This is a genomic window from Enterobacter sp. HMSC16D10 (assembly GCF_001807145.1).
Lineage (GTDB): Bacteria > Pseudomonadota > Gammaproteobacteria > Enterobacterales > Enterobacteriaceae > Enterobacter > Enterobacter roggenkampii.
Genome location: NZ_KV787817.1, coordinates 124,400 through 137,416, shown reverse-complemented (window position 1 = coordinate 137,416; position 13,017 = coordinate 124,400). Strand labels below are relative to the sequence as shown.

Genomic DNA, 13,017 nt, shown 5'->3' with positions numbered 1-13,017 from the left:
GAGGTACTCCCATGAAATTCCCGGTCCTGTTAGCACTTCTTGTCAGTACCCTGCAACCCGCATTCGCCGCCATTCCCGTTCGCGTCGCCACCGTGGAGCAAACCGCCCACGCCGCCGAGCGCCAGATCCCGGGCCGCATCGAAGCCATTCACACCGTTGAGCTACGCGCACGCACGGAAGGCGCGATCGCCAAAATCCACTTCCGCGACGGGCAGTACGTGAAAAAAGGCGACGTGCTGTTTGAGCTGGACGACGCCGAGCCGCGCGCCGCCCTGCGCCTGGCGCAGGCCGAAGTGAAAAGCGCCGAAGCCACGCTGCGCCAGGCGCAGCAGCAGCTTTCCCGCTTTGAAAGTCTCGGCAGCAGCAACGCCATCAGCCGCCACGACGTGGACAACGCCCGCATGCAGCGCGACGTCGCCAGCGCAGCCCTCGAGCAGGCGAAGGCCCGGCTCGACGCCCGCCGCGTCACCCTGAGCTACACCCGCATCACCTCGCCGATTGACGGCCGCGTGGGGCACAGCAGCTTCCACGTGGGTAGCCTGGTCAACCCGGCGAGCGGCGTTTTGGTGGAGGTGGTGCAGCTTGACCCGATCCGCATCGCCTTTGCGCTGGAAGAGGGGGCGTTTGCCGCCAAAGCCGGACAGCATGCGGATATTAACGCCATGAAGCGTGCCTGGCAGGCGCTGATCGACAGCAACGGCCAGCGCATCAGCGGCGAGCTGACGTCAGTGGATAACCGCATTGACCCGCGTACCGCCAGCGTGATGCTGCGCGCCGAGTTTGCCAATCCGCGCCATCAGCTGCTGCCCGGCGGCAATGTGAACGTGTTTTTGCGCCCGGCAAGCGAGCAGCCGGTGCTGACCCTGCCTGCCGCAGCGGTCCAGCAGAACGGCGACGGCTTCTTTGCCTGGGTGGTTAATGCCGACGGCAACGCCGAAATGCGCCCGCTGAACGTGGCTGGTCAGATTAGCCAGCAGTTCCAGATCACCTCTGGCGTGAATCCCGGTGAGCGAGCGATTACTGACGGCGCGCAGCGCGTGCAGCCCGGCGCTGCTGTCCAGATACTGAATTAAGGAGCCATCATGCTGACGTTTTTCATCAAACGCCCGCGCTTCGCGATGGTGATTGCGCTGGTCATCACCCTGCTGGGGGCCATTGCGCTGAGGATTATTCCGGTGGAGCAGTACCCGCAGATCGCGCCGCCGGTGGTGAACGTCTCTGCCAGCTGGCCCGGTGCCAGCTCCGCTGACGTGGCGGAGGCCATCGCCACGCCGCTGGAGACGCAGCTGAACGGCGTGGACCATATGCTCTACATGGAGTCCACCAGTTCGGACGAAGGCACTTACAGCCTGAACATCACCTTTGCGGCGGGGACCGATCCGGACCTTGCCGCCATCGACGTGCAGAACCGCGTGGCGCAGGCCGTGGCGCAGCTGCCGACCGAGGCGCAGCAAAACGGCGTGCAGGTGCGCAAGCGCGCCACCAACCTGATGATGGGGGTAAGTCTTTACTCACCGAATAATACCCACACGCTGCTGTTCGTCAGCAACTACGCCAGCACCCAGGTGCGCGAGGCGCTGTCGCGTCTGCCCGGCGTGGGGCAGGTGCAGATGTTCGGCGCGCGCGACTACAGCATGCGCATCTGGCTGCGCCCGGACCGCATGAACGCCCTGAACGTTACCACCGATGACGTGGCGCAGGCGCTGCGAGAGCAGAACGTGCAGGGGGCGGCCGGCCAGGTGGGCACCCCGCCGGTGTTTAACGGCCAGCAGCAGACCCTGACCATCAACGGGCTGGGGCGCTTAAGCCAGGCCGACGAGTTTGCCGATATCATCATCCGCGCGGGGGAAATGGGCCAGCTGGTGCGCCTGAAGGACGTCGCCACCATCGAGCTCGGCTCGCGCAGCTACAGCTCCGGCGCGCAGCTGAACGGGCACGACTCCGCCTATTTGGGTATCTACCCGACGCCGTCCGCCAACGCCCTGCGCGTGGCCGACGCGGTGCGCGCGGAGCTGGAACGGTTATCCACGCGCTTCCCGGACGATCTGGTCTATGAAGTCAAATTCGACACCACCTCGTTTGTGGCCGCCACCATCAAAGAGATTGGCGTCTCGCTGGCGCTGACGATGCTGGCGGTGGTGGTCGTGGTGTCCCTGTTCCTGCAAAGCTGGCGCGCGACGCTGATTGTCGCCCTTGCCATTCCGGTGTCGCTGGTGGGCACCTACGCGGTGCTCTATACGCTCGGCTACTCCGCCAATACGCTGAGCCTGTTCGCCATCATTCTGGCGCTGACCATGGTGGTGGATGACGCCATCGTGGTGGTGGAGAGCGTCGAAACCCTGATGGCGGAAGGGCAAAGCCGCACGGCGGCGACCGCGCTGGCGCTGCGCCAGATTGCCGGGCCGGTGATTGCCACTACGCTGGTGCTGCTGGCGGTGTTTGTACCGGTGGCGCTCCTGCCAGGGATCGTGGGCGAGCTGTACCGCCAGTTCGCGGTGACGCTCTCGACCGCCGTCACGCTCTCAAGCCTGGTGGCGCTGACCCTGACGCCCGCGCTCTGCGCGCTGCTGCTGCGCCCGCGTCCGGCACAGCCCGCCGCCGTTTTCCGTGGGTTCAACCGCGGGCTGGACGCCACGCGCACGCTTTACACCCGGATCGTGAGCGTGTTCAACCTCCGTCCGTGGCTGGCGCTGCTGGCCACCGCAGGCGCGGCGGCGGTGGTGGTATTCAGCTTCATGTCGATGCCAAAGGGCTTCCTGCCCCAGGAGGACCAGGGCTACTTCTTCGCCAGCGTTCAGCTGCCGGAAGCGGCTTCGCTGGAGCGCACCGAAGCGGTGATGACCACCGCGCGGGAGCTGATCGCCCAAAATCCGGCGGTGGAAGACGTGATTCAGGTCTCCGGGTTTAACATCCTCAACGGCACCAGCGCCTCCAACGGCGGGTTTATCTCCATCATGCTCAAAGACTGGAGCGCGCGTCCGCCGCTGGATGAGGTGATGGGTACCCTTCAGCGCCAGCTGCTGGCCCTGCCGGAGGCGACCATCATGACCTTCGCGCCGCCGACGCTGCCGGGGCTGGGCAACGCCTCGGGCTTCGACCTGCGCATCCAGGCCCAGGCGGGGCAGAGCCTGGCGGAGCTGGAGCGCGTCACTCGCGAGGTGCTGATGAAAGCCAACCAGCACCCGCAGCTGAGCCGCGTGTTCACCACCTGGAGCAGCAACGTGCCGCAGCTGACGCTGACCGTTGACCGCGAGCGCGCCGCCCGCCTCGACGTGCCGGTATCGCGCATCTTCAGCAGCCTGCAAACCGCCTTTGGCGGCACCCGCGCCGGGGATTTCAGCATCAACAACCGCGTCTACCACGTGGTAATGCAGAACGAGATGCAGTGGCGCGAGCGCGCAGAGCAGATCGGCGAGCTGTTCGTGCGCAGCAACAGCGGCGAGCGGGTGCGCCTGAGCAACCTCGTCACCATCACGCCGACCGTCGGCGCGCCGTTCCTGCAGCAGTACAACCAGTTCCCGTCCGTATCGGTGAGCGGCTCGGCAGCGGCTGGGGTGAGCAGCAGCACCGCGATGGCGGCGATGGGCGAGCTCCTGGCGGAAAGCCTGCCGGCCGGCTACGACTACGCCTGGAGCGGTATGTCGTACCAGGAGCAGCAGACAGGTAATCAGGCGATCTGGATCGTGCTGGCGGCGGTGGTGATGGCGTGGCTGTTCCTCGTCGCCCAGTACGAGAGCTGGACGCTCCCGGCAAGCGTGATGCTCTCGGTGCTGTTCGCCCTCGGTGGGGCGCTGGTCTGGCTGTGGCTGGCGGGCTACGCCAACGACGTGTACGTGCAGATTGGTCTGGTATTGCTGATCGCGTTAGCGGCCAAGAACGCGATTCTTATCGTCGAGTTCGCCCGCGCGCGGCGTATGGACGGAATGGCGATTGTCGATGCCGCGCGGGAAGGGGCCTCGCGCCGCTTCCGGGCGGTGATGATGACCGCCGTGTCGTTCATTATCGGCGTTTTGCCGATGATGCTGGCGACCGGGGCGGGTGCCCAGAGCCGCCGCATCATCGGCACCACGGTCTTCAGCGGCATGCTGGTGGCGACCGTGGTGGGGATTCTGTTCATCCCCGCGCTGTTCGTGCTGTTCCAGCGCCTGCGGGAGTGGGGTCACGGCCTTACGGACTCGTCGCCCACAGCTCGCAGTGTTTCTGCACCAGAGAAATCAGCGAGCCGCCGTCGGCGATAAAGTCCCGCATGCGCTGCGCCTCGCTCTTGCCCTGCTTTAACAGCAGGGCAATTTCATTGATTGCGCTTGTCGCGCCGAGCTTCTCGGCCGACGGCGCCACCTGCTCCAGCAGCCAGGCGATATCTTCCGCCACGGTTTTGTGCTCGCCGGTGTGCACGTCCGTCAGGATCCCCTCCAGCCCGTAGCGACACGCCTGAAAACGGTTAAAACGGTAGAGCAGAAAATCCTTTTCCTGATGCTTATACGGCCGCGTGGTCAGCAGCCAGTGCGACGTGGCCTGAATCAGCCCGGCGATGTTAATCGCGTGGCCGAGCGTCAGCGGCGTATCCATCACCCGCACCTCCACGGTGCCAAAATGCGGGCTGGGGCGAATATCCCAGTGCAGATCTTTGATGCTGTCGATCATGCTGGTGGCGCTCAGGCGGCGGAACAGCCCTTCGAACTCCTGCCAGCTGTTGACCCACGGCATCTGTCCGTTATCCGGGAACCCGGAGAAGATGTTGAGCCGCGACGTGGAGAACTTCGTGTCCGTGCCCTGCATGTACGGCGAGGCGGCCGCCAGGGCAATAAAGTGCGGTACAAAGCGCGACAGGCCGTGCAGCAGGTAAATCGCGTCATCTCCGGTCCGGCAGCCGACGTGCACGTGCTGGCCGAACACCGTCGCCTGCAAAATCAGGTAGCCAAAGCGCTCCAGCGTGACGTTATAGCGCTCGTCGTCGCACACCTCCTGACGCTGCCATTTCTGGAACGGATGCGTCCCGCCGCCGCAGATCTGGATGTGCTGCTCCGCCGCCGCGCGCAGGATGCTCTGCTGCATCACCGAGAACTGCGCCGCCGCCTGATCGATGGTCTGACACACGCCGGTGGCGATTTCGAGCATGCTTTCGGTGATGTCGTGTTTGACTTCACCGCCTTTGATGTCGTCTTTGACGGCGGCGATGAGCGCGGAGGAGTCCTGGCTGAGATCGTACCCCGGCGGGTTAACCACCTGCAGTTCGAGCTCGATGCCAAGGGTGAACGGTTCAGAGGATTTAAAATCGGGTAAAGGCATGGCGCACTCCGTTGTCTGTGAATGTTGAGTATAGACAACGGGTGTAGCGCGCTCGCCTCAGGGTGGTATAACTGATAGCAGGCTTAGCAAAAGGGGAGTGACTCATGTCTGACTATCCAACCATTGCGCTGATTGGTCCCGGTGCGATTGGCACCACCATTGCCGCGGTGTTGCATGACGCGGGCCGCACGCCGCTGCTCTGCGGACGCACCGCGCATCCGGAATTACGCCTGCGTCACGATGAGGGTGAAACGGTGGTGCCCGGTCCGGTATTAACCGATCCAGCGGCCATCACGCGCCCCGTTGACCTCGTGTTTATCGCGGTAAAAACGACGCAAAATGCCGACAGCGCCGGGTGGCTGCGCGCCCTTTGCGATGAAAATACCGTGGTCTGCGCGCTGCAAAATGGCGTAGAGCAGAAGGCGCAGCTTGAGCCTTTGGTCAGTGGCGCAACGGTGCTGCCGTCGGTGGTCTGGTTCCCGGCGCAGCGCGAGCCGGATGCCTCCGTCTGGCTACGGGCGAAGCCGCGCCTGACGCTGCCGGACGTGCCGCAGGCGCAGCGGGTGGTGGAGGCGCTTCGCGATACGCGCTGCGCGGTTGAACTCTCGGCGGATTTCCCCACCGTCGCCTGGCGCAAGCTGCTGCAAAACGCGGTCGCCGGGCTGATGGTGCTCGCTAACCGCCGTGCCGGGATGTTCAGGCGCGAGGATATCAGCGAACTTGCGCTGGCCTATCTGCGGGAAGGGCTTATTGTCGCCCGCGCCGAGGGGGCGAAGCTGGCCGATGACGTGGCGCAGGAGATTCTGGCGAACTTTCAGCGCGCGCCTGAGGACCTCGGCACGTCGATTCTCGCTGACCGTCAGGCGGCTCGCCCGATGGAGTGGGACATCCGCAACTGCGTGATCCAGCGCTACGGCCGCAAACACGGCATTGCGGTGCCCATCAGCGACGTGGTGGTGCCGCTGCTGGCGGCGGGGAGCGAGGGGCCGGGTTAACGGTTACTGTTTTTCCGTTCGGCGAGGGCTGGCGTTGGGCAATAATCTGGGGATAGTCAGCCTTAAACACATATGCGAAACTTGCCGCTTCTGAAAATATGTGGTGGGACCCGCTCAATGTCAGAACAACATTCGCAGTGCCTGTTCAGTGAAGGACAGATCACCTTTCCTGAGGGTTATCAGGATCGTACCGTCAACGTATTCGCGCCGCCCGCTGCGGATGCGCCGGCGTTCAACATCTCCCGCGATGCCCTCAACCCCGGCGAAGCGCTTGCCGCGTATATCGATCGCCAGCTTGACCTGATGGAAAAACACATCAAGGGCTGGAAGCAGGGGGAGCGCAGCGCCGCTACGCTTGGCGATAATCTTTCCCTGGGTGAAATTGTCCATGCCAGCTACCTGCGCGACGGGAAACGCATCTGGCAGCAGCAGGCCGTATTTAATGTCGACAGCGATAACATTCTGGTCTTCACCATGACCTGCACCCGCGCGCCGGGCGATGTCGACAGCGCGCTGTTTGGCGATCTTCTCAGGAGCTTCCGCTTCCACCATTAACACCAGGGACAGTTGTTATGTTTGAAGCAGCACGCGTTGGCGATGATATCGGCCACTCCGGTGCGCTGGCCGGGATGATTGCCGGAACGATTGTCGGTGGCCTGATTGCTGCCGCCGGGGGCATTCTGGCGGGGGCCATGTTTATTGCCGGTCTCGGCGCATCCTGTCTTGGCGTGGGCGTCCTGCTCGTCGGCGCCAGCCTGGCCGTGGGGTATTACACCGGGGAGCTGGCGACCGCCGCCCGGGACAGCATCGCGGACGCCGGGGCATCCAGCATGACGAAGAAAGGCGTCATCACCTCCGGCTCGCCCAATGTGTATATCAATGGTAAACCCGCAGCCATGGCAACAGACAGCACGGTGAAGTGCTCTGACGACGGCTCGCAGCAGATGGCCGAAGGCTCTTCGCGGGTCTCTATCAACGGCCTGCCTGCGGCACGCATCGGGGATCGCACCACCTGCGACGCGAAGGTGATGACCGGTTCGAACAACGTCATTATCGGCGGCGACCCGCAGCAAACCCTGCCCATTCAGTCTGAAGTCCCCGAGTGGCTCTACAAAGTCTCCGATCTTACCCTGCTGTTCGCCGGGCTTATTGGCGGGTGGGGCGGTGCCGCGGGTAAAGTCGGGGCGCTCTCTAAGCTGCTGGGCAAAATCCCCGGTATCAACAAGCTGGCCCGTATCGCCTGTCGCGCCGGCACGCTGATGACCGGCGTGGCGGCCGCGGGGATCATCGCTCGCCCGGTGGATATCGTCAGCGGACAGAAGTTTCTCAGCGGGGATGATGAGCTTGATTTCGTTCTTCCTTCCCGCCTGCCGGTGCGCTGGCAGCGCTACTGGCGCAGCGGCAACCCCGGCGACAGCGTGCTGGGCCGCGGCTGGAGCCTGTTCTGGGAAAGCCGCCTGGAGCATTATCAGGACGGGCTGGTGTGGCGCGCGCCGTCCGGCGATTACGTCGCCTTCCCGAAGGTCCCTAGAGGGCTGCGCACCTACTGCGAAAGCGAAAAAATCTGGCTTGAACATCATCAGGACGACAGCTGGTCGGTGTATGACGTCAGCGGCGAGCGCTGGCACTATGCGCCGCTTAAGGATGATGCACCGTCGCTGCTTCAGCGCCTCTCTGAACCCTGTGGCAACGAGATCCTCTTCGAGTGGAATGCGGATCATACCCTGCATGCCCTGACCGACGGCGCGGGCCAGCGCGTGGTCTGCCGCTACGACCGCGACAGGCTCCTCGGCGTCTGGCTGGATGACGAGATCTGCCTGGTCAGTTACGCTTATGATGAACAGCGCCAGCTGGTCTGTGTGACCGGCCGGGGCGGTAGCGTGCGCCGACGCTTCCGCTGGCAGGACGGGCTGATGAGCGCCCACGAGGACGCCAACGGCCTGTTGAGCGAATATCGCTGGCGGGAGATTGACGGCCTGCCGCGCGTGGTCGGCTTCCGCCACAGCGGCGGCGAACAGCTGACGCTCGAATACGATTTTGATAACGGCACCCGCCGTGCGACTCGCGAAGACGGCGCGCAGGCGCACTGGCTGGTGGATGACGACGACAACGTTGCCCGCTTCACGGATTACGACGGTCGCCAGACGACGTTTGTCTACCGCGACGGCGAGCTCTGCGACGTCATCCTGCCCGGCGGTGCGATGCGCCGCAGCACGTGGGACAAATACGGCCGCATGACCAGCGAGACGGACCCGGCGGGCCGCCGCACGGAGTATCACTGGCATCGCCTGACCGACCGCATCACCTGCACGGTATACCCGGACGGCACCTCATCGCAGGCCATGTACGACCTTCGCGGTCGCCTGCTGTCGGAAACCGACCCGGTCGGTAGCACCACCGCGTATCGCTATCCCGACGATGAAGAAAACCTGCCGGAAAGCATCACCGACGCCATCGGCGGCGTGGTGCGCCTGGTCTGGAACCACCAGGGGCTGCTGACGCAGCGCACCGACTGCTCCGGGAGCGTGACCCGCTTCACCTACGACCGATTCGGGCAGCTGATTGCCAGTGAGGATGCGGAAGGGAACATCACGCGCCGGGAGTGGAGCCGTGCCGGACTTTTGAGCGCCGTGATCCATCCGGACGGCAGCCGCGAGTCGCTGGTGTGGAACGAACGCGGCCAGCTCACGGGCTGGCGCGACCCGCTGGAAAGCGAGGTTAGCTGGGCCTATAACGCGCTCGGCCTCCCGGTCAGCCTCACCGACCGTATTGGCCGCGTGCGCCAGTGGCGCTACGACCCGCGCGGTAACCTGCTGCGACTCGATAACGGCAACGGGGTGGAATACCGCTTCACCTACGACGCCGTGGGCCGCCCGCTCAGCGAAACGCGCCCGGACGAGACCGTGCGCCATATGGAATGGGACGCGCGAGGGTTCCTCTGCGCGCTCGAAGAAAACGGCCGGCCTGCCGCCGACGGCGGCATCGCCCGGCGCGTCCAGCAGTTCAGCTATGACGACAGCGGGCTGCTGATCGGGCGCACCCAGCGCCACGCGGAGTACCGCTACTTCCGCGATCTGAGCGGCCAGATCACCCGCATTCGCCGCACGCCGACGGCCGAAGGCGTTGCCCTGGGTATCGAAAGCGATGAGATCGCTTACCGCCACGCCGCCGGGCGCGTGCTGAGTGAGTCCGGCATTAACGGCGCGGTGGGCTACGAATGGGATGCCCTGAGCTACCTGACCGGCCTGACCCTGCCCGGCGAGCAAAAGCTGGCCTGGCTGCACTACGGCTCCGGCCACGTCAGCGCCATCCGCTTCGGGCAGCAGCTGGTGACCGAGTTCACCCGCGACCGCCTGCACCGCGAGGTGCGCCGCACCCAGGGCGCGCGCGAGCAGTTCCGTCAGTATGACAGCCTCGGCAGACGCACCCTGCAGCGCAGCGAGTTGAGCACGGACGTGACCCTGCCGGAGCAGGCGCTGCTGGAACGCCTCTATCGCTACACCGCGCGCGGCGAGCTTTCCGGCGTCAGCGACACCCTGCGCGGAGAGGTGGACTACGGCTACGATGCCGAAGGGCGTCTGCTGAAGCACTACGAGGCCCGACAGGGGCACAGCCGCGCGCAGTACAGCTACGACGCCGCGGATAACCTCGCCGCCAGTGACGATCCGGTACCGGTCACGGATAACCGCCTGCAGCACTGGCAGGCGCTGTTCATGAAATACGACCACTGGGGCAACCTGGTCAGCCGCCGCAACGGGCTGTATGAACAGCATTATGCGTATGACGCCGAGAACCGTCTGGTGTCCGCCCGGGGAACCGGGCCGGAAGGGCGGTTTGAGGCGCGCTATCACTACGACGCGCTGGGCCGCCGCACGCGCAAAATCGTCACCACGACGCACGGCACCACCGACACCCGCTTCCTGTGGCAGGGCTACCGCCTGCTGCAGGAGCAGCAGGAGAGCGGGCTGTGCAGCACCTATGTATACGACCCGAATGAGGCCTGGAGCCCGCTGGCGCGGGTGGATCACCTTCGTGATCAGAGCAGCGGTGAGATTTACTGGTTCAACACCGACCTGAACGGCGCGCCGCTGGAAATAACCGACGAGCGCGGCGCGGTGCGCTGGAGCGGCCAGTACGGCAGCTTTGGCGAAGTGCGCCACCAGAGCGAAGGGTTCTCACGGCTTGTGAATCGCTCGGCAATGCCACACCAGCCGCTTCGCTATGCCGGGCAGTACGCTGACGGGGAAACGGGGCTGCACTATAACCTGTTCCGCTACTACGACCCGCAGGTCGGGCGGTTTATTGTGCAGGATCCGATTGGGTTGAACGGTGGGTGGAACCTTTATCAGTATGCGCCGAACCCGTTGGGGTGGATTGATCCATGGGGGTTAGCAGGTGTCAGGCTCCCAAGAAATAATGGCCATTGGGACGGAATACCAGGAGAAAGTAACTGGTATTCATATAATGACAAAGTTAATGCAGTTACATCGAACCAGCCTATACCTTTCAGTGATGGAAGGCCTGATTTTTCTGCGTGGTCAAAAGGTACACTTACTTTCGAAGATGGTGTGCTGAATGGGACGGATAAAGATTTTTCAAAAGTATATAGTGCCATTGCAGAGAAAAAAGGCATTACACAGAAAGCGGCTCAGAATTTGTTAAGGGAAAAAATGCTTACTCCACATCATCTGAGTGCGAATACTATAATTCTTGTCCCAAGAGATCTTCATGGCAATGTGCCACATATTGGCTCCGCATCAGATATGAGGAGGAAAGGAAAATGTTGAAAAAATTAGAGCGCTTTGGAGCGAAACCGACGCCATTACCATTAGATGAACTGAAAAAGAGTTTAAATACATTAGAAACATCAATAGGGCCAATTCCTGAAAGTTATCGTGCCTATTTACTTCATTTTGGCGTTTCAGTTCTTTTTGAGGTAAATGTTGTTTTCAAAGCGTCACAACCATCTCCGTGGTCTGATGAGCAAGGAAACGATACGCTTGAGTCTTTGTACGGCCTTGCAGAATCGGGTAAAGAATATACTGTCTTTGAAATGGCTGATACATACCGGAATGATTTTCGCGATCAATGGTTACCGATAGGAGCCTCGTCTGGTGATAATCAAATCTGTCTTTGCCTCAAGGGAGGTATGTCGGGAGAGATCTGGTTTTGGGATCACGAGTCTGATCCAATATTCAATGATTCAGTAGTGACCTCCGGGCTGACGAAAATAGCAAACTCCTTCGATGAGTTTGTTGATATGCTTACTGCGCGGGATGATAAAATAGATGCATCAGGAGTAGTTAAAGTCGATCTTGATTTTTAATAAAAGTGTACTTGCGGTGATCCTGGCGAAGCCCATCTATTGCTGTAAGGTGGGTGTAGCTGGTGCAGCAGATTACAGCATCAACAGCCGCTTCGCTATGAAAGAAATATATATTTTGCTTTTAAAGAGAAATAATGGATATCTTTTCCATCATAAATGATTAAGATTTGAGTTCTGTATTAGGGAGAGCTAGGATTGAATTATCGACTGGACAGTTAACTCACGGACTTAGGCACACCTTTGCTTCTCATTTTATGATGAATGACGACAAAATATGAATGTTGCAAAAAAAATTCGGTCATACCAATATAAAAATGACTATGAGATACGCTCATTTTGCACCTAATAATCTTGAAGAAGCGTTAAAATTAAAACTATTAAATTATTGTGGTGAAAAAGATGATAAAAAATGATGAGCCCCTTAACGAACATTTGATAACATACCTTGAGTATTATACTGGTTTAACAAATCCCAAGTATGCTGTGCTAGTTGATGGTGAGTGGGGGGTAGGTAAAACCCATCTTATCAATAAAATTTTCAAAGAAAAACCAAACATTTATGTAAGTCTATTTGGATTAACAACAATACAAGAAGTACACTCAACAGTTTTTGTTAAAATGTACCCCAAAAGATCTCGACTTAGAAAATTTTTCAACTGGTTTGGAAACTCCAGTATGAAAGCTAATGACTTAACACTCGCATTAGGGCCATTAATCGGAAACATAGCAAATGCTCTTATAAAAGAAAAGGTTGATAACTCCAAGTCAATCATTTTTGATGATTTGGAAAGGTGTAAAATAGATCAAGAAGATATATTTGGTGCAATAAATAAATACATCGAACACCATCAATGCAAAGTGATTGTAATTGCGCATGATAAAAAATTACAGGAAGGTTTGACAGATAAAAAGGAAAAAATCTTCGGGCAAATTCTAAAAGTCTCACCAGATATTCAGGGCGCCTTTAATCAATTTATCAAAAGAAGCAAGGCACCAAAAGCTTTTGAAAGTGTTAAAGATATTATTTATAAATCTTTTATTGCTTCGCAATGTAAATCATTAAGAGTATTAGATTACGTAATTAATGATTGTGCAAGGTTCCTACCTTGTATTCCTGAAAATTTATATAATGATAAAAGATTATTGTCAGAGTTATTTGTTTTGTTTACCGCAATAGATATAAACTATAGGCTAGGTCAATTAAGAGACAAAGACATTGAATCAAGAAATTCTGTTTATTATTACATGAATAAGGATAAAAATGCAGAAGATATATTTGATACAATAAAAAATAATTATAAAAAAACGAAGTCCTCTTAGATATTGAAAGTGATTTGATTTCAAATGAAATTTTAATCAATACGATTATTAATGGCGTATATATAAAAGAGCAAATCCATGACTGCA

General features: G+C 59.4%; 8 protein-coding genes and 1 pseudogene. 8 read left to right on the top strand and 1 reads right to left on the bottom strand.

Features of this window, described 5'->3' with window-relative positions; genetic code table 11:
- Positions 1–11: 11 nt before the first annotated feature.
- Positions 12–1,073: an efflux RND transporter periplasmic adaptor subunit gene (locus tag HMPREF3143_RS00850; protein ID WP_070531396.1), complete on the top strand. Its 1,062-nt coding sequence runs from the start codon at positions 12–14 to the stop codon at positions 1,071–1,073.
- Positions 1,074–1,082: 9 nt separating this feature from the next.
- On the top strand, positions 1,083–4,238 hold the full coding sequence (locus HMPREF3143_RS00845; RefSeq protein ID WP_070531393.1) for an efflux RND transporter permease subunit: 3,156 nt from the start codon (positions 1,083–1,085) through the stop codon (positions 4,236–4,238).
- Here HMPREF3143_RS00845 and HMPREF3143_RS00840 read toward each other — a convergent pair.
- A complete protein-coding gene (locus HMPREF3143_RS00840) occupies positions 4,168–5,289 on the bottom strand; it encodes a YbdK family carboxylate-amine ligase (RefSeq protein ID WP_070531390.1) in 1,122 nt (373 codons plus the stop codon). The genes HMPREF3143_RS00845 and HMPREF3143_RS00840 overlap by 71 nt on opposite strands.
- 104 nt (positions 5,290–5,393) lie before the next feature.
- Here HMPREF3143_RS00840 and HMPREF3143_RS00835 point away from each other — a divergent pair, with 104 nt between their 5' ends.
- From HMPREF3143_RS00835 to HMPREF3143_RS26140, 6 genes and pseudogenes are all read left to right on the top strand, one after another.
- A complete protein-coding gene (locus tag HMPREF3143_RS00835; RefSeq protein WP_070531386.1) occupies positions 5,394–6,284 on the top strand; it encodes an oxidoreductase in 891 nt (296 codons plus the stop codon).
- A 117-nt stretch (positions 6,285–6,401) separates the two neighbouring features.
- Positions 6,402–6,839 (top strand): DcrB-related protein, encoded by a 438-nt coding sequence (locus HMPREF3143_RS00830; protein ID WP_070531382.1) that lies wholly within the window; start codon positions 6,402–6,404, stop codon positions 6,837–6,839.
- Positions 6,840–6,856: 17 nt separating this feature from the next.
- On the top strand, positions 6,857–11,071 hold the full coding sequence (locus tag HMPREF3143_RS00825; RefSeq protein ID WP_252909055.1) for an RHS repeat-associated core domain-containing protein: 4,215 nt from the start codon (positions 6,857–6,859) through the stop codon (positions 11,069–11,071).
- Positions 11,065–11,610, top strand: coding sequence for an SMI1/KNR4 family protein (locus tag HMPREF3143_RS00820; protein ID WP_070531379.1), 546 nt, complete (start codon positions 11,065–11,067; stop codon positions 11,608–11,610). Before HMPREF3143_RS00825 ends, HMPREF3143_RS00820 begins: the two co-directional genes overlap by 7 nt.
- A 173-nt stretch (positions 11,611–11,783) precedes the next feature.
- Positions 11,784–12,023: pseudogene (locus HMPREF3143_RS26145) on the top strand (tyrosine-type recombinase/integrase); the annotation flags it as partial.
- The gene (locus HMPREF3143_RS26140; RefSeq protein ID WP_254668409.1) at positions 12,010–12,930 is read left to right on the top strand and encodes a P-loop NTPase fold protein; all 921 of its coding nucleotides are present in this window, start codon (positions 12,010–12,012) and stop codon (positions 12,928–12,930) included. The pseudogene HMPREF3143_RS26145 and the gene HMPREF3143_RS26140, both read left to right, overlap by 14 nt.
- Positions 12,931–13,017 lie beyond the last annotated feature (87 nt).